The organism is Bowmanella denitrificans, assembly GCF_002887595.1.
In the GTDB taxonomy this organism is placed as follows: domain Bacteria; phylum Pseudomonadota; class Gammaproteobacteria; order Enterobacterales; family Alteromonadaceae; genus Bowmanella; species Bowmanella denitrificans.
This window is the reverse complement of the sequence record NZ_PEBU01000015.1, coordinates 100,085-124,255: the sequence shown is the minus strand read 5'-3', so window position 1 is coordinate 124,255 and position 24,171 is coordinate 100,085. Positions and strand designations below refer to the sequence as shown.

Annotated in this window: 22 protein-coding genes; 11 read left to right on the top strand and 11 right to left on the bottom strand. The window is 50.2% G+C overall.

Annotated elements, in window-relative coordinates:
- Positions 1 to 252 precede the first annotated feature (252 nt).
- Both ggt and CSR04_RS22025 read right to left on the bottom strand, forming a co-directional pair.
- A complete protein-coding gene (gene ggt, locus CSR04_RS22030; RefSeq protein WP_245921819.1) occupies positions 253 to 1,953 on the bottom strand; it encodes a gamma-glutamyltransferase in 1,701 nt (566 codons plus the stop codon).
- Positions 1,954 to 2,036: 83 nt separating this feature from the next.
- Positions 2,037 to 2,801, bottom strand: a complete 765-nt coding sequence (locus CSR04_RS22025) for an enoyl-CoA hydratase (protein ID WP_102798494.1) — start codon at positions 2,799 to 2,801, stop codon at positions 2,037 to 2,039.
- A gap of 210 nt (positions 2,802 to 3,011) precedes the next feature.
- On the opposite strand from CSR04_RS22025, the gene rrtA reads away from it, so the two are divergent.
- Positions 3,012 to 3,515 (top strand): rhombosortase, encoded by a 504-nt coding sequence (rrtA, locus tag CSR04_RS22020; protein ID WP_342751425.1) that lies wholly within the window; start codon positions 3,012 to 3,014, stop codon positions 3,513 to 3,515.
- Entirely contained in the window at positions 3,512 to 3,928 is a 417-nt protein-coding gene (locus CSR04_RS22015; RefSeq protein ID WP_102798492.1) for a GFA family protein, read from the top strand. The genes rrtA and CSR04_RS22015 overlap by 4 nt, the downstream gene beginning before the upstream one ends.
- Before the next feature lie 8 nt (positions 3,929 to 3,936).
- On the opposite strand, the gene CSR04_RS22010 is transcribed toward CSR04_RS22015, so the two are convergent.
- A complete protein-coding gene (locus tag CSR04_RS22010) occupies positions 3,937 to 4,854 on the bottom strand; it encodes a Gfo/Idh/MocA family protein (RefSeq protein WP_102798491.1) in 918 nt (305 codons plus the stop codon).
- Positions 4,855 to 4,914: 60 nt separating this feature from the next.
- Complete coding sequence (locus CSR04_RS22005; RefSeq protein WP_102798490.1) at positions 4,915 to 7,404, bottom strand: S9 family peptidase; 2,490 nt, start codon at positions 7,402 to 7,404, stop codon at positions 4,915 to 4,917.
- 159 nt (positions 7,405 to 7,563) lie between these two features.
- Between CSR04_RS22005 and CSR04_RS22000 the strand changes: the two genes are divergently transcribed.
- A complete protein-coding gene (locus CSR04_RS22000) occupies positions 7,564 to 8,109 on the top strand; it encodes a glutathione peroxidase (RefSeq protein WP_102798489.1) in 546 nt (181 codons plus the stop codon).
- A gap of 12 nt (positions 8,110 to 8,121) precedes the next feature.
- On the opposite strand, the gene CSR04_RS21995 is transcribed toward CSR04_RS22000, so the two are convergent.
- Positions 8,122 to 9,102 carry a GlxA family transcriptional regulator gene (locus tag CSR04_RS21995; protein WP_102798488.1) on the bottom strand — a complete coding sequence of 327 codons (981 nt, stop codon included), beginning with the start codon at positions 9,100 to 9,102 and terminating at the stop codon, positions 8,122 to 8,124.
- A gap of 149 nt (positions 9,103 to 9,251) precedes the next feature.
- Here CSR04_RS21995 and CSR04_RS21990 point away from each other — a divergent pair, with 149 nt between their 5' ends.
- Entirely contained in the window at positions 9,252 to 9,740 is a 489-nt protein-coding gene (locus tag CSR04_RS21990; protein ID WP_102798487.1) for an isochorismatase family protein, read from the top strand.
- A gap of 89 nt (positions 9,741 to 9,829) precedes the next feature.
- Here the strand turns inward: CSR04_RS21990 and CSR04_RS21985 are convergent, their stop codons facing one another.
- Positions 9,830 to 10,441, bottom strand: a complete 612-nt coding sequence (locus CSR04_RS21985) for an FMN-dependent NADH-azoreductase (protein WP_102798486.1) — start codon at positions 10,439 to 10,441, stop codon at positions 9,830 to 9,832.
- A 196-nt stretch (positions 10,442 to 10,637) separates the two neighbouring features.
- Here CSR04_RS21985 and CSR04_RS21980 point away from each other — a divergent pair, with 196 nt between their 5' ends.
- A complete protein-coding gene (locus tag CSR04_RS21980) occupies positions 10,638 to 12,047 on the top strand; it encodes a DUF4397 domain-containing protein (RefSeq protein WP_102798485.1) in 1,410 nt (469 codons plus the stop codon).
- 56 nt (positions 12,048 to 12,103) lie between these two features.
- On the opposite strand, the gene CSR04_RS21975 is transcribed toward CSR04_RS21980, so the two are convergent.
- From CSR04_RS21975 to CSR04_RS21965, 3 genes are all read right to left on the bottom strand, one after another.
- Positions 12,104 to 13,828, bottom strand: a complete 1,725-nt coding sequence (locus CSR04_RS21975) for a potassium/proton antiporter (protein ID WP_102798484.1) — start codon at positions 13,826 to 13,828, stop codon at positions 12,104 to 12,106.
- Positions 13,829 to 13,941: 113 nt separating this feature from the next.
- On the bottom strand, positions 13,942 to 15,180 hold the full coding sequence (locus CSR04_RS21970) for a cystathionine gamma-synthase family protein (RefSeq protein WP_102798483.1): 1,239 nt from the start codon (positions 15,178 to 15,180) through the stop codon (positions 13,942 to 13,944).
- A gap of 71 nt (positions 15,181 to 15,251) precedes the next feature.
- Positions 15,252 to 15,845, bottom strand: a complete 594-nt coding sequence (locus tag CSR04_RS21965) for a lysophospholipid acyltransferase family protein (RefSeq protein WP_102798482.1) — start codon at positions 15,843 to 15,845, stop codon at positions 15,252 to 15,254.
- Between the two features lie 138 nt (positions 15,846 to 15,983).
- Between CSR04_RS21965 and CSR04_RS21960 the strand changes: the two genes are divergently transcribed.
- The 4 genes from CSR04_RS21960 to CSR04_RS21945 all read left to right on the top strand — a co-directional run bounded on the left by CSR04_RS21960 (position 15,984) and on the right by CSR04_RS21945 (position 20,263).
- Complete coding sequence (locus CSR04_RS21960; RefSeq protein WP_342751423.1) at positions 15,984 to 17,249, top strand: S1 family peptidase; 1,266 nt, start codon at positions 15,984 to 15,986, stop codon at positions 17,247 to 17,249.
- On the top strand, positions 17,240 to 18,199 hold the full coding sequence (locus CSR04_RS21955) for an FHA domain-containing protein (protein WP_102798481.1): 960 nt from the start codon (positions 17,240 to 17,242) through the stop codon (positions 18,197 to 18,199). The genes CSR04_RS21960 and CSR04_RS21955 overlap by 10 nt, the downstream gene beginning before the upstream one ends.
- A 3-nt stretch (positions 18,200 to 18,202) precedes the next feature.
- The gene (locus tag CSR04_RS21950) at positions 18,203 to 18,973 is read left to right on the top strand and encodes an NRDE family protein (protein ID WP_102798480.1); all 771 of its coding nucleotides are present in this window, start codon (positions 18,203 to 18,205) and stop codon (positions 18,971 to 18,973) included.
- Positions 18,974 to 19,075: 102 nt separating this feature from the next.
- Positions 19,076 to 20,263 (top strand): amino acid aminotransferase, encoded by a 1,188-nt coding sequence (locus CSR04_RS21945; RefSeq protein WP_102798479.1) that lies wholly within the window; start codon positions 19,076 to 19,078, stop codon positions 20,261 to 20,263.
- A gap of 60 nt (positions 20,264 to 20,323) precedes the next feature.
- Here CSR04_RS21945 and CSR04_RS21940 read toward each other — a convergent pair whose 3' ends face one another.
- Positions 20,324 to 22,276 carry a methyl-accepting chemotaxis protein gene (locus CSR04_RS21940; protein WP_102798478.1) on the bottom strand — a complete coding sequence of 651 codons (1,953 nt, stop codon included), beginning with the start codon at positions 22,274 to 22,276 and terminating at the stop codon, positions 20,324 to 20,326.
- A gap of 92 nt (positions 22,277 to 22,368) precedes the next feature.
- Positions 22,369 to 23,046: a 1-acyl-sn-glycerol-3-phosphate acyltransferase gene (locus CSR04_RS21935; protein ID WP_102798477.1), complete on the bottom strand. Its 678-nt coding sequence runs from the start codon at positions 23,044 to 23,046 to the stop codon at positions 22,369 to 22,371.
- Between the two features lie 93 nt (positions 23,047 to 23,139).
- Here CSR04_RS21935 and CSR04_RS21930 point away from each other — a divergent pair, with 93 nt between their 5' ends.
- Both CSR04_RS21930 and CSR04_RS21925 read left to right on the top strand, forming a co-directional pair.
- Positions 23,140 to 23,565, top strand: coding sequence for a hypothetical protein (locus CSR04_RS21930; protein ID WP_102798476.1), 426 nt, complete (start codon positions 23,140 to 23,142; stop codon positions 23,563 to 23,565).
- A 126-nt stretch (positions 23,566 to 23,691) separates the two neighbouring features.
- Positions 23,692 to 24,168 carry a glycine zipper 2TM domain-containing protein gene (locus tag CSR04_RS21925; protein WP_172449459.1) on the top strand — a complete coding sequence of 159 codons (477 nt, stop codon included), beginning with the start codon at positions 23,692 to 23,694 and terminating at the stop codon, positions 24,166 to 24,168.
- Positions 24,169 to 24,171 lie beyond the last annotated feature (3 nt).

The following is a 24,171-nucleotide window of genomic DNA, read 5'->3' as shown; positions in this document are numbered from 1 at the left end:
ACACTGAGGTGACATTTGCTGACAAAACAAGAAGAATTTCGGCTGTCACACTTCGTTATGCAATTGGAACAGTCTGCCAACTGTTCCTGGCGGTTTTATTGTTTATCGCATTGGGAGCGGGTGCAGGGAATAGCAAAGTGCTAACAATCGGGTTGATAGTGAGGCCGGGCTCACGCGTAATATAGGCAAGAAGTTAGCATACCCGGTACACGCACTACGAAAAGACCCGCCAACGGCGGGTCACCAAAGCCATTATAAGCCGACAGCGACACCTTCACGCCTTGGGTCTGCGCCACCAATCAACTTATCATCCAGTAGCATAATACCGTGCAGACCACTGTTGAGATCCTGTACCTGCACTTTATGCCCCCATTTTTCAAACTCAGCGGCATGTTGTTCGAGGCTTGTGCCTTTTTCCAGCGCCGTGTAGTCGTTACGGTTAGTGATTTTCGGCAGGTTAATGGCTTGTTGAATGTCCAGCCGCCAGTCCAACACCCCCACCAAGGTCTGTGCTACATAGTCAATAATACGGCTACCACCAGGGGAGCCCACCACCAGGTACAGCTCGCCCTGCTTGTTAAACACCATAGTCGGACTCATGGAACTACGTGGTCTTTTGCCCGGTTCCACCCTGTTCGCCACCAATGCACGGTTTACTTCCGGCACAAAAGAAAAATCGGTCATCTGGTTGTTAAGCAGAAATCCTTCTACCATCAAGCCTGAGCCAAAGGCCATCTCAATACTGGTGGTCATCGACAAGGCATTGCCCTGGCCATCCACAATAGAGATATGACTGGTATTAGGCAGTTCATAGGCATTATCTCTGGCCAGTTTTTCATGTGGAAACGGGTCGCCAGCAAAAGCTTTGCCCATATCCTGACCTGGCTTTATCGCCTTGGCGCGATCTTTAATATAAGAACCGCTGATCATCGCTGCCACTGGGTGGCTGAAGAACTCCGGATCAGCAGAGAATTTCTCCCTGTCCGCAAATGCCAGTCGGGAAGCCTGGGTAAATAAATGCAGTGCCTGGGGATCGTTTGGGGCAAAACGGCCCATCTCAAAACCTTCCAGCATCCGCAGGATCTGCAAAGTAGCCACACCGCCGGAACTGGGGGGGGCCATACCACACACCCGGTAACTGCGATAACCGCCACACAGCGGACTGCGGGCCTTGGCTTTATATTCCTGCAAGTCCGCCATGGTCAGTGTACCGGGGTTGATACTGGCTTTTTGTACCGCTGCAACAATCCGCTCCGCCAGCTCGCCTTGATAAAAAGCGTCAGCGCCTTTTTCGGCAATGGTGTTGAAGGTGCGGGCCAGTGGCAAGTTCTTACGGATCACACCAGCCTGAATAGGCTTACCATCCGGGTAGAAGTAATTTTTGCTGGCAATAAACTCTTTCAGACCGGGATGCAGTTCCATAGCCACTAACCTTGCCAGACGCGGCGAGACTTTAAATCCTTCCTCAGCCGCTATGGCCGCATCGCGGAATAAGCTTATCCAGGGTAATTTACCGTGCTTCTGATGGGCCATTTCCAACGCACGTAATACACCCGGCACCCCCACTGCCCTACCTCCCACTATGGCATCGCGCCAGGGAATAGGCTTTCCATCTTGTAAAAAATGTGCCGCGTTGGTTTGCCGAGGAGCGGTTTCCCTGCCGTCATAGGTATAAAGCGTCTGTGCAGCGTTGTCCCAGTAAAGAATAAATGCACCACCGCCAATCCCCGAACTTTGGGGTTCAACCAGAGTTAACATCGCTTGCACAGCAATCGCAGCGTCAATAGCACTGCCTCCTTGCATCAAAGCCTTCTTTCCCGCCCAGGCAGCATATGGATTCGCCGCACTGACCATAAACTCTTTTGCCACTACAGCCGATTTATTGGCAAATCCAGTGGCCGCTTCTGGCTCTCTGTCCTCAAGTACCTTACCCTGTCCTAAAGCCACAGGCATACATAACATCAAGCTCAGAAAAAACCCGACTCTAAACAAACCTTTCCCCTTCAAAGTATAAAACTCGCGATAGCTGATAATAATTAGTTGTAAATATCCGGATCGGGCTGACGCTTTTGTAAAAAGGCAGCAAATGCTTCTTTGGCTGCAGGTGTGCGCAATTGTTCAATAAAAAAGTCCAATTCCTCGTTCATATGTAAATTTACCTCTTCCAGATTGGACTTCATCAGTGCCTTGGTCAGTGCCATCGCCTGGCGGGGTTTCGCCACCAGCTTTGCCAATACCTTTTCAACCTCAATATTCAGCTGGTCAAGGTTAAAAACCTGATTCACCATACCGAAGGCTTTTGCATCTTCAGCATTAAAGGATTCCCCTAACATCAACCACTGGGCGGCCTTTGCATGACCGGCCAATTTAGGCAGCAGGAAACTGGAAGCATATTCAGGTACCAGACCCAGATTGATAAAAGGTAGTGAAAAACGACTGTTGTCTGCACAATAAACAAGATCGCAATGCAGCAGCATGGTTGTACCTATGCCGACAGCCAGGCCCTGCACTTTGGCCACCACAGGTAGAGGGCAATGCATCAGTGCATTCATAAAGCGCACTGTGTCGCCAATCTGCTCATGTTCGGAAAAATCGGCAAAGTCCGCTAAATCATTCCCCGCCGTAAAATCATCTGCCGTCGAGGCAATCAAAATGGCGCGTATTTCGTTATCTTCTTTGGCTTGTTCAATAGCCATGGCCATGTGTTGATACATTGGCATCGACAACGCATTTTTCTTGTGCGGCCGGTTAATCAGGATCTTAAGCACCTGGGATTCTTTTTTCAGCAGGATGTCAGACATGCTATTACTCAGTCATTTTTCTGTCACTTTACCAGCCCCGGCTATGACTGGGCCAGTTTCCATTTTGGTTTTTCGCACCGTATTATATGCAAAATTACGCAGAATCATTTAGTTATGCTCAAACTGCCTTGCCAGCCACAACAATTCAGTGGCCCGCTGCTTGTGCTGCTCCTCAGCTTCCTGCTTTTTTTCCTGGAGCCATGGAGTCAGGTGCATCTGACATATGCTCGTACCCTGCTGCAAAGCGGTGAATGGTGGCGCCTGTTAAGCGGACATCTGCTGCACACTAACTTTAATCATTTATTGCTAAATGCAGCCGGGATGTTGCTGTTGTGGGCTTTGCATGGCCATTACTACCGGTTTTTTCCCTACCTGGGCTTAATGCTCTTTTGTGCCTTGATTTGCAGCATTGGTTTGTATTGGGGTTCGCCCGAGCTTATTCGGTACGTAGGCCTGTCAGGGATTCTGCATGGTTTGTTTGTCTGGGGTGCAGGTATGGATATTCGCCACGGCATAAAATCTGGCTGGTTGCTGCTGATGGGATTATGGGGCAAAGTATTATATGAACAATGGGCAGGTCCCAGCCAGGAAGTGGCAAAGCTTATCAACGCCAATGTTGCCATTGATGCACACCTTTTCGGTGCGCTGGCAGGGATGCTGGCACTGGCTGCCAGTGTCTTAACCCCTTTCATCAAAAAAAGGAGAACCAGATGAAAATTTCCGCAAAGGGTCAGTGTTTATGTGGAGCCGTCTCAGTGACAGGCCAGGTTGAACAAAAGGTCGGCGTTTGCCACTGCAGTATGTGCAGGCAATGGGTAGGCGGTCCTTTTCTGGCGGTTGACGCTGGTACAGAACTCACAGTTACGGGTGAGCAAAATGTTGAGCGCTTTAGCTCATCAGACTGGGCAGAGCGGGCGTTTTGCAAAAAATGTGGCAGTGCGCTGTTTTACCGGCTGAAACAAAATAATCAGCATATTGTCTCGGCCGGCCTGTTCGAAGTGTCATCTGACTTTACCTTGGATCATCAGATTTTTATCGATGAAAAACCACATTATTACAGCTTTGCCAATCAAACCCACAATATGACCGGCGCTGAAGTATTTGCTCAGTATGCCCCGAAAGAATAGCTAAAAGGTCAGCACGCCCTGGTTAAGCGTTGGCAGATTTCTTCACATAGTCTGTGGCTGTTGAGGTTACGCGCAATTACCTCGTCAGCCAGTCTGCCGCTTTTTACCACCTCCAGCCAATGCACCAACATGGCATAAAAGCCTTTGCTATGTAGCATCGGCGTCCAGTCGGCCAGCGCAAGTTGCTCTGCGCGATTTTCCGACCATCTGGTACCTCGCAGAAAACCATCCAGCTCCAGGGTTTGATTAAGCTGGCCAAGCACAATACGTTCACAGGTCATGCCATAACATCTGTCCATTGACGCATGATACATACCGCCGTCTGCATACCAATGACAATCCAGGCGGGCTAACTGCTGCCCGTCCATCTGACTGTATATCTGCATATCCGCGGGGTCCACCCTGCCACTGAGGTTTACCCCATCCAGAGCATGAATGAAATCGTCAAACACAAAAGTGCGGATATCTCCGGGCTGGTTATGGCGGTGCTTTTCCCAGCGCATATTGCGGATGCCGGTGCCATTGGCTAATGCGGCACCGGTTTGTTGGTGCAGCAAAGGCAGGTAGCGGCGATTGAAGCCCACAAACAAGGGGACATTAAAGCGGGCAGCCAGCGCGTACAGCCTTTCACAATCAGCATAGTTGTCACACAAAGGCTTATCGACAAAAACCGCCACACGGCGAGCCAGGAAATGCGCCGCCAGTTCAAGATGGCTTGCGGTGGCACTATGGATCATTACCGCATCCAGCTCAGGCAATTGTTGGTAATCGGTATAGCTGTCTACAATCCGGTACTGCGCAGCCAGGCTGGCCAGCACCTGAGGGTTGCGGCTGCAAAAGAGCCACTCCACCTGTGGCCAGTGATGTAAAAGCGGCAGATAAGCCTTTTGCGCAATATCCCCCAGACCAATCAAAGCTATTTTCATATTTTGCTCCCTACATTCAAACAAAAGCCCCGCAATCGCGGGGCTGAAATGCAGACCGGATTAGTTGAGGTTTTCCTCGAACAGCTTATAAATGCGTCGATATTCATCCAGCCACGAACTGGGCTGACGGAATCCATGGGATTCAACCGGATAGATAGCCGTTTCAAAATCGGTTTTTTCCAGTTCAATTAAACGCTGTACCAGTCTGACCACATCCACAAAAAACACGTTATTATCCACCATAGGCGCATTGATCAGCAGCGGCTTATTGAGCCCTTCTGCATAATAAATCGGCGAACTGCGCTGATAGGCAATATCATCCACCTGCGGTGTGTTAAGAATATTGGCCGTGTAAGGCGTATTGTAGTAAGCCCAGTCTGTTACCGGGCGCAAGGCCGCCCCACACTGGAACAGCTCCGGGCTGGTAAACAACGCCATAAAGGTCATAAACCCGCCGTATGAGCCACCATAGGTACAAATGCGCTGAGTGTCCACATTGGCATTGGCACCCAACCAGTTCACGCCATCCTGCAGATCCTGGATTTCCGGTGTGCCCATCTGACGATAAATAGCGGTGCGCCAGTCACGGCCATAACCAGCTGACGCACGGTAATCCATGTCCATCACCACATAGCCCTGTTGTACCAACATGCTATGGAACATAAATTCACGGAAGTAGCCTGACCAACCAAGGTGGGAATTTTGCAAATAACCGGCACCGTGGTTAAAGATAACCGCTTTGCGTTTTTGCCCTTGCTGATAATCTGCAGGCAGATAAACCTTGGCATAGACCGGCTGGCTGCCATGGCTGGAAGGCACCGGAACCACTTTGGGCGCAACCCAGGGCATGGCTTTAAAAGCCTCACTGACCGTGTTAGTCAATTGCATGGGTTTGGCACCAACCTGCGCGGCCTGCACATACAACTCTGGCGGACGGGTCACCTGGCTGTGGGTAAGCAACAGGCTCTGTTCATCCGGGCTAAGCACGTATTCGTTGTCACCGCCCAAATCAGTCAGGGCTTCAATGTCGCCACTTTGCAGATTAACCCGGTAAATTTCGTAAATACCTGGGTGTTTGATATTCGCCCGGAAGTAGATAAATTTATCGTCACGGGTCAGGGTCAGCTTGTCCACCTCGTAGTCACCAAAGGTCAGGGCCAGCTCTTTGCCCCCCAGTTCCTGGCGATACAACTGCGCATACCCGGATTGCTCCGACAGGAAATACAGGGTTTCGCTGTGATTCAACCAGCCAAAGCTGTTAAATCTGTAATTTACCCAGGCCTTATCATGCAATCTGTGCTGTGTTACCAGCTTACCTTTGGCCAGATCCACTGTGGCAATCCAGCGGTCTTTGTTGTCCCAGGCTTTGAGCATGACCGCCACCTGCTGACCATTGGCGTGCCATTTAATCGCACTCTCGCTCCAGTACCAGTCAGTAATCAGGCCGATGTCTCGCGGTAAACGGTTAGGCTGATATTTCTCTCCGTTGGCTCTGGCATTTTCGCTTTTCACGTCGGCCAGCACATCTTCATTGTATCCAGGCAGTTCCTGATAGCTCAGTTGCATCTGGCTGCCTGACTGCAAATCCAGTAACCACAATTCCTGGTTTCGCGGTTTGGCATCCGCCACTTTACGGCGCACCGCTTCCGATTTGATACGGCCATCTTCACCAATGTAATTGGGCATGATGTCATTATCATCACGGCTGGGTTCATCTTTTTCTATGGCCAGGACCAGGCGTTTTCCATCGGGGGACAGGCTGGCTTCAGCGGTCTTAAATTGTGTGGCCAGATAGAATGGCTGAGGGGTCAGACTGGCATTCTCAGCTTGCAGTTCCTGCTGATGATCGAATCTGGCCTGACGCTCTGCCCGTTCCTTGTTGACATACTGAATCAGCTTCAGCTGCTTTTTGGCCAGATAGTCTTTAGGCTCCTGCACGGCCTTTGGCTTGTCGGCAAATTTCCAACTGACCAGTTGGCGGGTCAAACCACTTTGCACATCAATAGCCAGAATACTGTCACCACTTTGATAGGCGATACGTCCGTCCAACAGGAACATAGGGCGCTGCACCCCGTCACTGCTGCGGGTGAGCTGGGTCACCTGAGCGGTTTTAAGATCTTTGACAAACAGGTTGCCCTCAAACACCCAGGCCGCTTTTGTGGCATCCTGGTTAACGATTCGGTTACCGTTATCGGTAAGATGCCGCTCGCCCAGAGGTACAATGCTGCCATTACCTTGCTGTCGGACAGAGGCTTGCCAGAGATCATTGACCGGACTGCCTTCGCGCTTTCGTTCATAACGCACGGATTGACTGTCCAGCCCCCAGTATGGGTTCTCGGGGAAACGCCCCATCCAGTCCGGATCTGCCATGATTTGCTCAAGACGAATTATATCGTCGCCCTGACTGACAGCAGCCTGTGCCTGGATGGGCTGTGGCAGCGGTTTGGTCTGTACACCTGACGTTGTATTTGATGTCTGTGAGGTCGTGGCACAAGCACTCAGACCTGCACAAATCAGTAACACCAGATAGGATCTTGTGGTTTTATACATATTGTTATGTTCCCGTGACTGATGGGGTGTGTGAACGAGCTATTAAAACGTAAAGTGCCGTTAATCGCCATGCTAATTGATCTTGTTGAAAGACAATGGCGTAAACCCAGTTCTTGTTGTACAACGAGTCTTATTTACCTCAAATTGAAAAGGACCACCATGAAAACGCGTTTGATTGCTTTGTTATTCAGTCTGGCTGCCGGCAGCGCTATGGCAGACCAATGCCCTGACCTGCTTAAATTTGTAAAGCGTAAGCTGAATTCTCAGGAAGAAGTAAATTTGTGCCAGGCCTATCAGGGAAAAACCCTGCTGATTGTGAATACCGCCAGTTATTGTGGCTTTACACCGCAGTTTGAGGGCCTGGAAAAACTCTATGCTGACTATCAGGATAAAGGTCTGGTGGTGTTAGGTTTTCCGTCCCACGACTTTAATCAGGAAGATCAGGACGAAGCCAAAACGGCGGAACTTTGCGAGCTGACATATGGGGTTAAATTCCCCATGTTCGAACCTATTGCCGTGCGGGGTGATGATGCCGATCCGCTGTATCGCATGCTGGCTAAAAAATCCGGTACTACCCCCAAATGGAACTTCTATAAATATCTGGTCAACAACAAGGGAGACGTGGTGGAATCCTTCGGCTCCCGCACCGAACCGCAGGATAAAGACTTTATCCTGACATTGGAAAAAACCTTGTCCGGCGAATAAGCCAGGTTTCACTCACCGGTCGGCGTTAGCCGACTGGTTTGTGTTGGTGCCAATAAAAACCTTACGCCATTGGCTCGGGCTGACATGGTGTTTGTTACGAAAATGCTGTCTGAACGACACCGCAGTATGAAAACCACAGCGCTGCGCGATCTGTTCAATAGAAAGGCTGGACGTTTCCAGCAACTCGCGACTCAAGCGTACTCTTTCATTGATTAGCCAGTCCACCAGAGTTAAACCGGTCGCACGCTTAAAATGGCGGGTAAAAGTGCGACGACTCATGGCCGCCGTCTCAGCCAACTTTTCAATCCTGTGCTGCTTAGCCAGATGTTGCCTCAGATGGTCAAGCAGTTGGTTAATTTTTGCATCCTGAGTGGTTGCAGCCACCGGTTGTTCAATAAACTGTGCCTGCCCGCCTTCTCGATGTGGCGCCACCACCATTACCCTGGCAACGTTGTTGGCCATGCTGGCACCATGATAGCGGCGCACTATGTGCAGACAACAATCCAGCCCCGCTGCCGTTCCTGCCGAGGTAATCAGATTATCGCTTTCCACGTACAAAGCATTCAGATCGAGTTTCACCCTGGGAAAGCGCACGGCAAAATCCTGCTCAGCCAGCCAGTGTGTTGAGGCCGGTTTGCCATCAAGCAGTCCAGCATACGCTAAGGCGTACACGCCATAACATAAGCCGACAATGCAAGCGCCGCGTGCATGGGCCCGCTGCAATGCATCAACAAGCGCTGGCTCAGGTGCCTGATGAATATCATGCCAGCCGGACACCACCAGGATGTCCATATTGTCCATCTGTCGCACATCCCCAGTAGGTTTGACCGATACGCCGCCGCGTCCCAACTGAAGTTCACTCGTAACCGCCAGGGTGTGCAGGCAGAATAACGGGCCTTGCGGCAGTTGCAGACTGAAAACCATCTGCGGTACAGCAAAATGAAATGGGTTGAAGTCTGGGTAAACAACCAATCCTACTTGAGGTAAAGGCATAGGGTCTGGAATATCTTTAGCAACATTGGCCCAATTCTTTCGATATTTGTCTTTTGGGTCAATATTTCATGGCACAATTTGCCTTGATAATCTGCGCTTCATTCATTGCAGTGCATCAGATTGATAGCCTGCCGTTAACGAGAACATCAATGCCAACCAACGCCCTATTAGTGATAGATATTCAAAACGACTACTTCCCCACTGGCGCCTTTCCTTTGCACAACGCAGAGAAAGCCTGTCAGGCAGCCTTACCTCTTATAATGCAAGCCAAATCTGCTGGCTGGTTAGTGGTAGGAATACAGCATTTAAATAGCCGTGATGCGGCGTTTTTTGCCGCTGATACCCCAGGTGCTGAGTTACACCCGAAAATCGCTGCTGTATTAGGCGATGCCCCAATTATTACTAAGCATCAAGCTGACAGTTTCTTTGCCACCGGATTGGCGCCATTACTTGAACATCATGGCGTGCAAAATGTTTATTTGCTGGGCATGATGACGCAGCACTGTATTACCCATACGGCATTGTCAAAACAATTGCCCGGCCAGCCGTTTATTTATGCCAATGCCTGTGCCGCGCCAAGTCAATTTCTGCATGATCTGGCCATTCGCGGCCTGTCTGCCCATTGCCGAGTGGCATAAAAAAAGCCCCGCCGGGCGGCGGGGCATAAAGAGCACACTCAACTAGGAACACACATTGTGAAGGCGTTGCCTTCACTCACTGCACTTATTCAGGCAACCATTTTTTCAATAAGTTCAGAAATTTTTTCATCTGCCTGAGAAAATCCCTGATTAGCCGCTTCAGGCCCCATATTCAGGCCTTCGGCGTACACAAACTCCACCTCTGTCATGCCCATAAATGCCAGTACGTCTTGCAGATATTGGGTCTGACTGTCCTTAGGAGTGCCCTGATACAAGCCGCCACGGGCTGCCAGCACATAGACTTTTTTGCCTTCCAGCAGGCCAACCGGACCATTTTCCGTATAACGGAAAGTAATACCTGCACGCGCAACCCTGTCCACCCAGGATTTAAACACTGACGGCACACCAAAGTTGTACATCGGCATACCGATAACAATAATGTCGTGCGCCTTAAGCTCCTCAACGAGTTTGTCTGACATACCGGCCAGGCGCTGTTGTTCGTCGTTGCGCTGATCGGCGGGTGTCATCCATGCGGCCATTTCCGCCCCACTTAGATGTGGCAGGTCAGTATCGTCCAAATCGCGCTCAGTGATTTGAATGTCAGCCGCCTTAGCCAACTGCTGAACAAATTTTTCAGCCAGTTGCCAGGAATTACCTTGTTTACCATTCAGGCTTGAATTAATCAGAAGCAGCTTGTTCATCGCTCGTTCTCCAACAGGTTTAATTTAGAAGACGAGTGTATTTTAGTCGCACACATACGAAAGAAAATCACAAAAAAACGGCAAAACCATTCCAATAAATTGAACGTTTTATTTTCACACCCGAGGGAAAGGATGTGATCCCTCGCCGGATTATCCCCGTAGTTGAATTTGCCTAAACAACAATGAGGAGAAAACCATGCAAGGGATCACAAAGCTGTTGACGATCTCATTGATGACTGCCGCACTGACCGGGTGCTGGCTTGACGACGACGATGATCCGGCTCCCGTGCCAACCCCAACCCCGGAGCAACCCGCTCCAGAGCCTGCTGATGCCATTGTGCGAATAACTCACGCCGTCGCTGATGCGCCGGGGGTCAATATTCTTGCTGGCAATAGCATACTGGCGGGCCTGGAAAATGTCGACTATCAGGTGTCATCGCCCTGGATCACAGTCGATGAGGGTAGTTATGACATTCAGGTGGATGCACGCTTGCCAGGCGGTAATCTGGCAGCCGTGATAGGCCCGGTTTCATTAACTTTCAGCGCAGACAAAAGCTACGACATTCTGGCTGTGGGTAACGTCGAGACGATTGAGCCGTTGGTGATCGAAAATGATGTCATGGACGTCAGCACTGGCAATGCCAGAGTACAGGTAGTGCATGGTGCGGCCGATGCACCGGCCGTGGATATCTACGTTACAGCGCCGGATGACGATTTAAGCAGTGCCCAGGCATTGGCCACGCTGGCATTTAAGCAATATACCGCACAAATGGAAGTAGCGGCTGGCGACTACCGAATCAGGATCACGCCAGCAGGTAGCCTGGATGTGGTATTTGACTCCGGTACCGTCACGCTACCTGATGGTCTGGACGCTATGATCACTGCCACAGACAATGTAGGTGCTGGCAGTGCGCCGGTTAGTCTGTTGCTGTCTACACCAGAAGGCTCGAGCCTGATTTGGGATGCTAATGCAGGCGCACATTTACGCGTGGTGCACGGTGTGGCAGATGCACCAGCAGTGGATATTTTGCTGAATAATGCCACTATCCCGGCAGCTCCCGCTCTCGATGCGCTTGCCTTTAAACAAGACTCAGGTTACCTGCCGGTGGCGGCTGGCGATTATCTGGTGGATGTGGTGGCTGATGCAGATAACAGCCTGGTGGTTATTGATGATGCTGAGTTAATGCCAGCGCAAGGCATGATTTACACGGTCATTGCGCATAACCAACTGGCCGACATTGCTCTGGGCGTTTTAGCTGATACCCCCAGATCTTTGGCCACAGCGGCAAAAGTTCGCATCGTGCACGCATCGCCAAGTGCGGGTGACGTGGATATTTATGTCACTCAGGATGATGATATCAGTGATGATACGCCAGCTTTCAGTGCCGTCCCTTTCAGTTCACCGGACTTGGCCACAACTGGCTATGAGGAACTGGCAGAAGGCAGCTATTATGTCACAGTTACAGGGGCTGGCAGTAAAGATGCAGCCATTGGCCCGTTAATGCTGGAATTTACCGCAGGCCAGGTATTTACAGCAATCGCGCTGGATGGCGACGGTGGCGGACTGCCTCCCCAGGTCATACTGCTGGATGACAGCCAGCCTTAACGGTATAAAACACCCACAGCAGGGGGAGCCAAAGGCTGCCCCTTTAAATCCGCTTGTCAGGCTTCTTTAATACCAACGCTTTCTATATTACCTGCCTCATCCACCTGACGCACGGTCAACACCACCCCGCCAAGGGTAAGGTTGTCTCCCACCACAACACGCCGATGAAACTTACGGCCAAAAAAATCCGCCAAGCTTAGTTGCCGCTTTTCCTCAGGTAACTCCCCGAGCGGATAAAACTCAGCGACTTCGGCCAGGGTCAGACTGGCATGCAGACTGAAAGCGCCAAAGAAATCACTTTCCCGTAGTTGCTTGCCTTCATTGCTGCTGGCCAGCACGCGACTGACGCTTTCTATATCCGCCACTCGCCCCATCACCAGCACCTGATCATCCTGCTTAAAGCGTAACGCCGGGTCGGCCTGCAACCATTCATTGTCTCTGAGTACGCCGATAAAACAGGGACGATGAGTGAAATTCAGTTCCTGCCAATGATGTTCAAGCGCCAGACTGTCGGTACCAATGGGAAAGCACCAAACTTCCAGAGGATCGGCACTTGGCAGCGATTCAAGCGGCACTCGCTGCGCCGGTTCGGGGATTGGCGGCACTTCCAGTCCTAACCAACGCGCCAGAGGCGCCATAGTCCAGCCCTGCACCAGCAGAGAAATCAGCACCACGAAGAAGGCCACATCAAAATACAGCGCCTGGTATTCCAACCCGGATAACCAGGGATATAATGCCAGAATAATAGGGACTGCCCCGCGCAGCCCTACCCAACTGATAAACACCTGTTCCCGCCAGGGAAAAGAAAAAGGTGCCAGACAAATCAAGGTGGCCAGCGGCCTGGCAATAAAGATTAGGATAAGCGCAACGGATAATGACAAGGCAGCGTTGTCCATAAGGTGTGAAGGTGTCACCAGCAGCCCCAGAATCAGAAACATCAAAATTTGCCCAAGCCAGGTCAACCCGTCCTGCACCTGTAGAATATGCACCAGTTGTGGTAATCGTGCGTTACCTATCAGGTAGCCCATCAGATACACCGCCAAAAAGCCACTGGCATTGGCTTTAGCGGTTAATGAAAACACCAGGATAGCGCTGGCCGCGGCCAGTAAGGGTACAAAGGTGAAATCTAACGGAATACGCCGAACCAGTTGGATAAACGCCTGCCCCCCTATCCAGCCGGCAACCAGGCCGATAACCAGTTGCCATAATACGTTAGTCCCCAGGCTGAGCATATCCAGCGACGCACCAGTAGCAAGCGCCGTGGTAAGGGTCATGGTCAGGATCACCGCCATTGGATCATTGGTACCCGACTCAATCTCAAGAGTAGAAGCCACACGCTGTTTTAAGGTCACGCCCCTGGACTGAAAGATGCCAAAAACCGCAGCAGCATCAGTAGAGCTGAGTAACGCGCCAATCAGCATGGCAGTTGGCCAGGGCAAGTCAAATAACCACACCGCACCGGCCGCAGTGATAGTACAGGTCAGTGCCACACCAAGCGTGGACAGGCTGATAGCGGGCCAAAGGGCCACACGAAATCGGTCCTGGTGGGTGCGCATACCGCCATCGAACAGAATAATGGCCAGCGCCAGGGAACCAATAAAAAAGCTCAGTTGCGGGTTGTCAAACTCAATGCCCAGCACACCGTCTTCACCCGCCAGCATGCCGATACACAAAAACACCAGCAGCAGCGGCGCCCCAATCCTGTTGGACAAGACGCTGGCCAGTATGCTGAACACCAGCAGCGCGCCCCCCAACAACATTATACCAATCACGTCATTCATGGTGTTTCCTTCAGGCACGGTCCACTAAAAAATAAGATTACCACAAGCCTGAATTGGCACGAATTGGTTAGCTCTTTTATATCCCCTGTTTCATCTGATTTTTTACGATATTGTCAGAGTTTATCCAGCGCTTGCTCGAAGTCGGCGATAATATCGTCAATATCTTCAATACCGACGCTGAGACGAATCATATTGTCGCTTATTCCAGCCTTGGCCCGTTGTTCCGCGCCCATTTCAAAATAAATGGTATGGGCAACCGGTATTGCCAGGGTTCGGGTATCCCCCAAGTGCGTAGCATTTAACACCAGCTTCAAGTCATTTAAAAATGCAAAGCAGTCAGTACCTTCTTTTAAATCAAGGCTTAATATGCCGCCATATTGCGCAAACAGGTCACCGGCCAGATGATGTTGGGGATGATCGCTCAGGCCAGGATAATACACCTTCTCCACCTTGGCATGGCTGGCCAGATAAGTGGCCAGGGTCAGTGCGTTCTTACAGATTTTATCCATACGCAATGCCAGGGTTTCCATGCCGATGGATATCAGATGTGCGGAATCAGGAGTCAGACAACCGCCCATATCGCGCAGACCTTTTTTCTTAACCTGCAGTAATCCCCACATATGTGCTGGCTGGGATTTGTATGACTCATTGATATTAGGGAACGTCTGCCAGTCAAACAGCCCGGTGTCCACCACTGCACCGCCCAGCACATGGCCATGTCCGGCTATGTACTTAGTTAACGAGCCAACCAGCATGGAGGCTTTAACCGACTTGGCGTCAAACAGATTGGCAGGGGTCATGGTATTGTCAACCAGATACAACAGGCCATGCTTTTCACACAACTTACCAATGCCTTTTAAATCCGGCACCTGAGTCACAGGATTGGCAATAGTTTCCAGGTACACGGCGCGGGTATTAGGTTGAATGGCCGCTTCCACATTGGCCAGATTGGTTGTATCCACTAAGGTGACATCAATGCCCAAGCCCCGCAGTGTATGGGCGAAGCTGTTGGTATTACCAAACAAAAACTGGCTGAAAATCAGATGATCGCCCTGCTTAAACAGCGCCAGCATAGTCGTGGTGATGGCAGCCATGCCTGTCGCAAAGGTCAGTGCGCCGACACCACCTTCTAATTGACTCAACATATTCTGCAGGGCGTTAATGGATGCCGAAGATTGGCGCGAATATGCATGACCGTTGTTGCGTCCCTGGAACACATCCACCAAGTCTTCAACCCGCTGGTACTCAAACAACACCGAGTTACTGGTTGCCTGATGCACCGCTCCATCCTGCGGTTGGTTAATCAGCCTGTCAGCATGCACCAACCTGGTAGTAAAACCTTTAAACTCCAAAACTCACCTCGTCATAGGCCTGTTCAGGCCATTTGCGGGCGACCACGCCGCCCGTAAAAATTGTGCTGTCGTTACGCCATATCTGGATGCCTGGCATGAACGGTGGCATAAAACTCTCGGATTTTAGCCATCTCTACGGCTATATCATCGCCGATTTCAAGCAAAGGACCAAATCCAATTACTTTTTTCTTATAATCAAGATAGACCAACAGCACCGGAACATTGGCTGCGCGAGCTATGTGTAAAAAGCCGGACTTCCAGTGCTCCACCTTTTTACGCGTGCCTTCCGGCGCCACGCCCAACACCATATTCTGGCGGGCAAAGACATCGGCGACCTGTTGTACCAAGCCTTGCGGGGCACTGCGATCAACCGCAATACCACCAATTTTGCGCATCCACCAACCCAGTGCCCCTTTAAACAAGCTATGTTTGCCGAGGAAGGAAATCCTTAAGCGCAGGGCAAAGGCCGTGCCCAGCGCCACCACAAAGTCCCAGTTTGATGTATGCGGTGCCACACAGGCCACCATTTTACCCAGGTTTGGAAATTGCCCTTCCATTTTCCAGCCTTTGAGCTTCAGTACTTTACAGCCAAGCCAAAACGTAAAGTTACCACCAATTCTTGGGACATTGTTGCCGATTTCCGGCATATTCAGTGAATCTTGCATAAAACCAAATTGTCATTACACCTGCCCCATGATCCCTGAGGCAAACTCGCTTGTCGAGGAGATTTGATCGCGGATAAGCGTGGCAAAGCCCAGTAGCCTGAGGCAGAATGAGGCTATTCGTTTCTTTCTGGTATCACAATGAAGTTGATGTCTTTATTCAGGATTTTCATCCCCCTGTTCTGCTGTCTGAGCAATGCATCGCTGGCGGCACAGGAAAATGCCAAGGATGTTTTCGGGCATTATCAACCGGCTTTGTTTCAAATTAGAATGATTGAAGTGGAGTCAGGCAATAAATCCTCTATCGGTTCAGGATTTCAGGTCAGTGCGGATGGATTGATTGTCACCAATTACCACGTTATCTCGGATTCTGTGTTTTATCCCAAAAAATACCGCATTGAATACCTTACCCACGAAGGTGAAACCGGCACCTTAAAGTTACTGCATATTGACGTGGTTAATGACCTGGCACTGGTGCAAAGAGAAACGGCAAATGCGCCCTTCTTTGTCCTGGGTGAGAATCTACCGGCCCAGGGAGATAATATCTTTTCACTGGGTAACCCCCATGATTTGGGTATGATAGTGGTACCCGGAACATACAATGGTCTGAAAAAAAGCAGTTTTAACCAAAAGATCCATTTTACCGGTTCCATTAATCCAGGTATGAGTGGCGGCCCAACCGTCAATGCTTATGGTCAGGTGGTGGGCGTTAACGTAGCGACGGCAGGTAACCAGATTGGCTTTCTGGTGCCGCTGGCCCCCCTGCAGGCTTTGGTAAATAGGGCGGTTGATCCAACACCTGATGATTTCATGGCGGAAATCCAGCGCCAATTAATAGATAACCAACAACGTTTATTAACACCTTTTGTGGAAAACCCCTGGCCCATTGCCACCCTTGGACAAGCCCAAGTGGCGGGCGAAGTGGTGAGCTTCCTGCCCTGCTGGGGCGATTCCAACGCGAATGACAAAAATGCCCGCTACCTGACCGTGCAAAAGCGCTGCCGTTTGGATGAAGAAATCTACCTGCATCAGCGTTTACGTACCGGTACGCTGGAACTTGAATATGAATGGCTGACCTCCGACAAGCTGTCTTCCGCGACCTTTTACAACCTTTATGAACAAGGTATGCAAAGCGCAGGGCCGGGCAATAATGCCGGCAAGGAAAATGTGACCAACTACAGTTGCCAGCAACAGCGTATGGCCAATAGCCATAACATGAAACTGAGATTTGTTTTTTGCACTCGAGCCTATAAAGACTTTGACCAGTTATATGACGTGTTAATTCTCGGTGCCAGTTACGATCAGGCCAATCAGGGTCTGATTAGTCATTTCACCCTGGCCGGTGTTACTCAGCAAATGAGTCAGGCCTTTACGCAACGTTTTGTGGAGGCATTGGCATGGCAATAATTGTTGAAAAACTGGGGGGCAATAACCGTCAGGTTAAACACTTTCGCTTTGACCAACAGCAAATCAGCATTGGTCGTGGCTATGACAACGATATTCGTCTGGACGATCCCTATGTATGCGCAGATCATGTGCTGATTGAACAGGACCCGGATAGCGGCCAGATACGGATCAGTGACAAGCAGAGCGTTAACGGGCTGCGGGTAAACGGACTGGCCACAACGCAATCGGCTGTCACTAAACAGGATGTGATTGTCCTTGGTAAAACCCGCCTGCGTATATTTGACAGTGCAGAGCAGGTAGATCCTGCGCTACGCCTGAGTGTGATTGAATCCAGGCTGAACTTTCTTTCTCATTGGCGATTTGCGTTGCTGCTTGGCTTTGTTTACGCATTAGCGCTGACCTATCAGACCTATCTGAATACCTTTGTCGAATTTGAACTGGGCAAAGTGCTGCCGCGGCTGATCAGTGATTTCCTAATTCTGTCGGCATGGCCCCTGCTGTTTGGCATGTTATCCCGACTGCAGAAGCAGGATGCCAGGCTGGCCAGCCAATATTCCATCGCTTTAATCATGGTATTAATCGGCATGGGGCTATCACTGATAAATCAATGGATTCAGTTTAACTATCCGCAGCTACCTGCCTGGAACCTGGTGGAACTAAGCGTATTGGCGCTGCTGCTGTTTGTGCTATTTTGGTTAACATTGCTAATTGCCTTTCACCAACCGACCTACAAACGCAATCGTATTGCCCTGGGGTGCAGCCTGATACTGCTATCCTGCATCATGGGTTGGCAGCAGATTAAACAAGCGGAGTTTACCCCCAGGCCCGTCTACCAGTTTATTTTGTTACCCGATAGCTATGCACTGGACGATGGTATGACAACCGACCAATTTATCCAAAGCTTGCAAGGCAGCTATGCAGATTCAGCCGCCAACAGGACAAAGAAATAGGCTATGTGCATCCTGTTTGTGGCTTTGAGGGCTCATCCCGAGTTTCCGCTGCTGATCGCGGCTAATCGTGATGAGTTTCATGCCAGGCCCACCACCCCATCGGGTTTTTGGCCCGCAGCCCCAGGCATTCTGGCTGGCAAGGATCTGCAGGCTGGCGGAACCTGGATGGGGGTAAGTGAGGATGGCCGGGTCGCCGCCCTGACCAATATCCGCGAACCATCGCAACACAAGGCAAATAGCCCAAGTCGTGGCCACCTTGTCAGCGGCTATCTGACAAATACCACGCCACAGGATTACGCCGCGGCCTTAAAGCGAAGCAAAACGGCTTACAATGGCTACAACCTGCTGTTTGGCAACTGGCAGAATCTGGCCGTTTACAATAACAAACGCGATGAGCTGACTGTGCTTACCGACGGGATATACGGGCTGTCCAACGCCGACATCCACAGCCCCTGGCCTAAAACCAGTAAAGGGGTGGCGCGCCTGACGCAGTTCTGCCAGCAAGGTCAGACGAATACAGAAATCCTGTTTTCCTTGCTAAAAGACGATGTGCCCGCCGAAGACCATCTTTTGCCCAGCACAGGTGTGGCAAAAGAATGGGAAAAACGCCTGTCGGCCATTTTTATTCAGTCAGAGCAATACGGAACCCGCACATCGACCTTACTGATGGTCAACAAACATGCTCAGGCATCCTGGTATGAGCGCAGTTTTTCTGCGTCAGGGGTTGTTTACAAAGATGTCAGCTTTCACTTTCCACTTCGCGAATATCTATAACCATTATTGTCTAAAACGGCACTCGAATTTTGTCGTACTGCTGTCATAATAGGACGCCGTTTGCGCACCATACCAACCGCACATAATTAGTTGAGGGAAACCATGTTAGAAGTGCTAGAGCAGTTACCTGCCGATCCAATCCTTGGCCTGTCCGCCGCGTTCAAACAGGATGCCAACCCCAAGAAGGTTGACCTGGGTGTAGGCGTTTATAAAGACGAACAGGGCCGTACGCCAATTCTGCACGCCGTTGCTAAGGCACAGAATATTCTGCTGGCCAACGAGGATTCCAAAACCTACATCAGCCCGCAAGGTGTGCAAGGTTTTATCGACGGTATGCTGGAACTGCTGTTAGGTAAAGGCCACAAAACCCTCATCGAACAGCGTGTCGCCGCCGTTCAGGCGCCAGGCGGATGCGGTTCTTTGCGTATTCTGTCTGAGCTGCTGAAGCGTGCAAACGGTGACTTAACCGTGTGGGTCAGCGACCCCACCTGGGCCAACCATATTCCACTGATTGGTAGTGCCGGCCTGAAAATTAAAACCTACCCCTACTTCGACAAAGAACAAGCCGGCATAAAGTTCGATGAAATGGCGGCTTGTCTGGCCCAGGTCAGCAAGGGCGATGTGGTGTTACTGCACGGCTGCTGTCACAACCCGACCGGGGCAGACCTGACTAAAGAGCAATGGCACAAAGTATTGGAACTGGCCCAGCAGCGAGAGTTTCTGCCGTTTTTGGATATTGCCTATCAGGGCTTTGGTGATGGTGTAGAAGAAGACGTCTACGGTTTGCGCCTGCTGGCCGACAACCTGCCGGAAGTGATTGTTGCGGCATCCTGCTCGAAGAATTTTGGTTTGTATCGTGAGCGCGTTGGCCTGGCCGCCATGATTTGCGCCAATAATCAGGTGCGTAACGCCTTGCAAAGCCAGATCCAATCTATTGCCCGGGCTATCTACTCGATGCCGCCTTCCTACGGTGGTGCACTGGTAGATATTATTCTTAACAGTGAAGAGCTGAAAGCTCAGTGGCTGGGTGAAGTCACCGAAATGCGCGAGCGTATGCAGCAGTTACGCCGCTTGCTGGCCGACAAAATCAAAGAAAAAAGTGGTAGGGACTTTGACTTTATCACCCGCCAGAAAGGCATGTTCAGTTACCTGTGTATCAGCCCTGAACAGGTAAAAAAAATGCGCAGTGACAATGCCATCTATTTTGTTGATTCCAGCCGGGTCAATATTGCCGGTATCAGTCACCAGAATGTTGACTATATTGCCGAAGCGCTGGTTGCAGTTCTGTAATCAGACCGCCAACCAGGAAAAGAAAGCCGCGTTAAAGCGGCTTTCTTGCTTACTGCCTGACTAAGCCACTTTAAATCGCTCACAGCTCTGTTTCAGATGCTTGGCAAGCTCATACAGGTTATTTGAGGATTGCACAGTATCACTGGCTTCTTCGGCAGTGCCTTTGGCGATCAGATTAATATCTCCAACACTGCGGTTGATTTGCTCAGCAACCAGGTTTTGTTCTTCCGATGAACTGGCAATCTGGTGATTCATATCATTGATGGTTCCTATCGCAGCAATGATGTTTTCCAGCGCACTATTGGTTTCCAGCGCGGCAGTAGCCGTTTGTTCGGCTTCGTGGGTGGTTTTGAGCATGGACTCAACCGAGCGCTTGGTCTGGTTCTGCAAACTGGACAACTTCTTCTGTATTTCTTCGGTGCTGTCCTGGGTGCGACTGGCCAGTGTGCGAACTTCATCGGCCACTACAGCAAAGCCCCGCCCCTGCTCTCCAGCTCTCGCTGCCTCTATAGCTGCATTCAGCGCCAGCAGGTTGGTTTGCTCTGCAATGCCACCTATGACCCCCAATATGCCGCCAACGTTTTCTGCTTCCTGCTCAAGACCCGTTATCATTTCACTGACAGAACGAATGTTCCCTACCAACTTGTTAATGTTTTGCCCGGTGGTGGCCACCACTTGTTGCCCCAATTGCGCCTGGTGATCGGCTTCTCTTGCCGCATCTGCTGCATTGTGCGCACTTCGGGTAATTTCCTGTACGGTCGTTGTCATTTCCTCCATGGCCGTGGCTGTTTGCGTTAACATATGCATCTGATTTTCAGAATTATCCGCTGTTTGACGGGTAACCTGTGACAAGCCTTGCGCCGCCACAGTCAGCTCGTCACTGGCAGCATTAATCTGTTTAATCAACCCGGAAAGTTGTTCCACCATTTGCATGGTTGAAGCATATATCCCCGTCAGCGGTTTTGAACTATGATTCTTGGCTAACGTAAAATCACCCGCAGCAACCCTTCTTACTATCGCCTCGATATCCCTTGGTTCACCCCCGATAGGACGAATCACCAGGTTGCTGACAAAAAAGGTCACTGAACTGGCAATAATCACCGACGCAACGGCAAGCATGATGACCTCCCACTCCACCTTTTTATTGTATGCTAATGCTTGTTCTCCGGTATCCCGTTCTTCGCTTTCAATTAAATCAGCTACGCTCTTGAGTTCTGCCAGCACTTTGGGGCCTATTTGATTTAACTGCCCATCGATCAGCAGATTTCGTTTGTTAATGATCTCATTCAAGCTGACAAAGGCTTGTTCATATTCCATAGTCAGTTGCTGACTTTGTTGAACCAATGCCTTGTTCTCAGCGCTGACTCTGCTCGACAACGCTGTCAATCTGAGCTGTATATCTGTAAGGGCCTGTTTAGCCTGCCGGGCATCCTCTGCACTATTCGTTTTGATGAACTTGTTCGCAGCCAGCCTCGCCTGCATCAGATTTTCCAGTGTCAGCGCCCCCAGAAAACCAACCTCCCGGTCATCAATTTGCTTACTGCGTTCCAGCAGGTTATGTAACGTTTTCAGAGCTTGTGGACCCACATTATCCATAACAGCAACCTGTTGGCTGCGCTGACGAAACAAAGCTTCAACCTGTTTAAACACATCCTGGTACTGAGATATCGCAGTGACAATCTTTTCTACCGCCACCGTAAATTCAGGCCGATGTAACTGCTGCTGCGTATTGCCGGCCTTATCATTTAACTGCTTGACCGTGCCGGCAATTGTCTTAAGGTTGGCCTCGCTGGGTTCTTTGAGAAAATTAATCACAGATATACGCATCTCCATCAACGAAATCGTCATATCCTGAACCACCGAACGATCAATATTTAACTCACGATAAGTTTCCAGATTACTATTACCTTTTGAAAGGGCCATATAGGCCAAGGCAACAACAACAAATATGATAGCGACGAGAATCATAAAGCCGCTGGCTAACTGCTGACGCAGGGTAAGTTTAGAGAACACGCAAACCTCCAGGTTAAGCTTGCCAATTACTTCGACGTGATATTCTGTCAAAAGTGTAGAAAACTTAATCTAATTAGCGAGTTTGCTGTGATTCAGGGGACAAAGGTATCCAATCGGGCGTTCATATCTGCCATCACTCTGGCTTTAAAATTCGCTTCACTGCGCTGATTGATACTGTGTTTGTATGTCTGAATATCTACAATCTGCAGGTTGGCCGTCAGGGTTTTAAATAGCCTTGGTAGCCTTTCACCGGGGCACTGAATATGATGCAGCCCGCCACTGTAAAAAAACAGCATTTTGCCGTTATCAAGCCTTTCCAGAATATCCGCCACCCCGCCCCTGACGCTCATCGGCTGGCCGTCCTTGTCCAAACCATTACGCCTTTTCATTCTGCCTTCCGGCAATATGGCAGTAATCACATCGGTATTGACCAGAGACAGAAAATGCTCCCATGACTCGTCAGCCTTGCGGGTAATAGGGATCACACCCGGCAGTAAGGTCTTCAGCAACGTGCCGGCCACGGGTCTGTCGAGGGTAACATCCGCGCCTGGCACGATAACTTTATGGGCAATTAGCCATACAAACGACCAGGGAGCAAAGCGGATAAACAACGGCTCGAACAGACTGGTATGATTCAGAAAAACCACCAGCCGGACATCTTTCAGTGATGATTCCTGTTCTTTACTTAACCAGTTTGGCTGACCACGATAAAACACATGGGCTAAAACTTTCACCAGTCCCATCAACAGAAAACTCAGAAATTTAGTCACATTCTGTCACTCCTTTCGCGTCCGCATATTTATCTTAAAGGAAATTCGGTGCAGGCCGATACCTGTTGTGAAAGCGCAAGACGGAGTCACACAATGTCCAAACAAGTTAGCCTTAAAGCACGCAAGCTATTCGCTGCCACACTGGCATTGTTGGCCACTTTGTCCTTATCTGCCTGTATCCAAAGCCAATCCCTCACTGCGGCTCCTCAGGATCCTCAGTTGGCTCAGCAGGCCCTGAAACGCGTCAATCATAGCTTTAAAACCTCCTTTATGATGGGCGACTGGTATTATCAAGGGGCACAGGTAGTTAAAGGTAGCATTAATGCCTATATCCAAATCCCAGCAAAACTGGATATGGAACTGGAATACCAACAAAACTACTTACGTCAGTCGGTTTGCCCTTCCAAAGAGCAACATGACTTCTGGCAGGAAATGGGGCAAATGTCGTTGTTTGTGCATATTTACACCTTTAACAAGAAATTCAGTGTGCATGCCGAATGTGCTAATCCTTTGGCCTGAATCATGCCAGGGTTGAACGGCAGGGGCTAAGGCCCCTGTTTTGTTTTCTAGCTTAAGAAAAAGTTCAGCCAATATTCATGCTCGTCGTCCTAATCTAAGCATAACAACTGGATGAGGATGCAAAAGATGAAAGCCTGGTTTATCCCATTATCTATGCTGGCTTTAAGTACCAATCTACAAGCTGCTGAGCGTTACGATTACGCCAAAGTAAAGCAGGTAACACCTATCTACGAAACCATTCTGCTAAGTAGCGAACCCGAGCAGGTATGCTACACCACGGGCAGACGCCATGATGCAACACCAACCGTCGTTGGCGCCATCATTGGCGGCGCCGTAGGCCATGCTTTAGGCCATAGTTCCTCAAACAAGAAGGTCGGTATGGTGGCCGGTGCTGCGTTGGGTGGGGCCATTGGTCATGATGTTGGCCGCAATAGTTATCGGCAAGTCTGCGAAACCCGGCCAGGAACGCAACGTCGAATCAGAGAATTGACCGGCTATGATGTGACCTATCAATACAAGGGCGACCTGTATCACACTGTGACTCAGCAGCACCCAGGTAAACGCCTGAAGGTAAAAATAAATGTCAGCCCTGCGTTTTATTGATAG

Excerpts from the sequence above, each read along its gene's own strand:
- ggt (WP_245921819.1), bottom strand. The coding sequence starts at position 1,953 with ATGCCTGTGGCTTTAGGACAGGGTAAGGTACTTGAGGACAGAGAGCCA.
- CSR04_RS21990 (WP_102798487.1), top strand. The coding sequence starts at position 9,252 with ATGCCAACCAACGCCCTATTAGTGATAGATATTCAAAACGACTACTTC.
- CSR04_RS21950 (WP_102798480.1), top strand. The coding sequence starts at position 18,203 with ATGTGCATCCTGTTTGTGGCTTTGAGGGCTCATCCCGAGTTTCCGCTG.
- CSR04_RS21960 (WP_342751423.1), top strand. The coding sequence starts at position 15,984 with ATGAAGTTGATGTCTTTATTCAGGATTTTCATCCCCCTGTTCTGCTGT.
- CSR04_RS21955 (WP_102798481.1), top strand. The coding sequence starts at position 17,240 with ATGGCAATAATTGTTGAAAAACTGGGGGGCAATAACCGTCAGGTTAAA.
- CSR04_RS21980 (WP_102798485.1), top strand. The coding sequence starts at position 10,638 with ATGCAAGGGATCACAAAGCTGTTGACGATCTCATTGATGACTGCCGCA.
- CSR04_RS22015 (WP_102798492.1), top strand. The coding sequence starts at position 3,512 with ATGAAAATTTCCGCAAAGGGTCAGTGTTTATGTGGAGCCGTCTCAGTG.
- CSR04_RS22005 (WP_102798490.1), bottom strand. The coding sequence starts at position 7,404 with ATGTATAAAACCACAAGATCCTATCTGGTGTTACTGATTTGTGCAGGT.
- CSR04_RS22025 (WP_102798494.1), bottom strand. The coding sequence starts at position 2,801 with ATGTCTGACATCCTGCTGAAAAAAGAATCCCAGGTGCTTAAGATCCTG.
- CSR04_RS22010 (WP_102798491.1), bottom strand. The coding sequence starts at position 4,854 with ATGAAAATAGCTTTGATTGGTCTGGGGGATATTGCGCAAAAGGCTTAT.
- CSR04_RS22000 (WP_102798489.1), top strand. The coding sequence starts at position 7,564 with ATGAAAACGCGTTTGATTGCTTTGTTATTCAGTCTGGCTGCCGGCAGC.
- CSR04_RS21930 (WP_102798476.1), top strand. The coding sequence starts at position 23,140 with ATGTCCAAACAAGTTAGCCTTAAAGCACGCAAGCTATTCGCTGCCACA.
- CSR04_RS21975 (WP_102798484.1), bottom strand. The coding sequence starts at position 13,828 with ATGAATGACGTGATTGGTATAATGTTGTTGGGGGGCGCGCTGCTGGTG.
- CSR04_RS21965 (WP_102798482.1), bottom strand. The coding sequence starts at position 15,845 with ATGCAAGATTCACTGAATATGCCGGAAATCGGCAACAATGTCCCAAGA.
- CSR04_RS21945 (WP_102798479.1), top strand. The coding sequence starts at position 19,076 with ATGTTAGAAGTGCTAGAGCAGTTACCTGCCGATCCAATCCTTGGCCTG.
- CSR04_RS21995 (WP_102798488.1), bottom strand. The coding sequence starts at position 9,102 with ATGCCTTTACCTCAAGTAGGATTGGTTGTTTACCCAGACTTCAACCCA.
- CSR04_RS21925 (WP_172449459.1), top strand. The coding sequence starts at position 23,692 with ATGAAAGCCTGGTTTATCCCATTATCTATGCTGGCTTTAAGTACCAAT.
- CSR04_RS21985 (WP_102798486.1), bottom strand. The coding sequence starts at position 10,441 with ATGAACAAGCTGCTTCTGATTAATTCAAGCCTGAATGGTAAACAAGGT.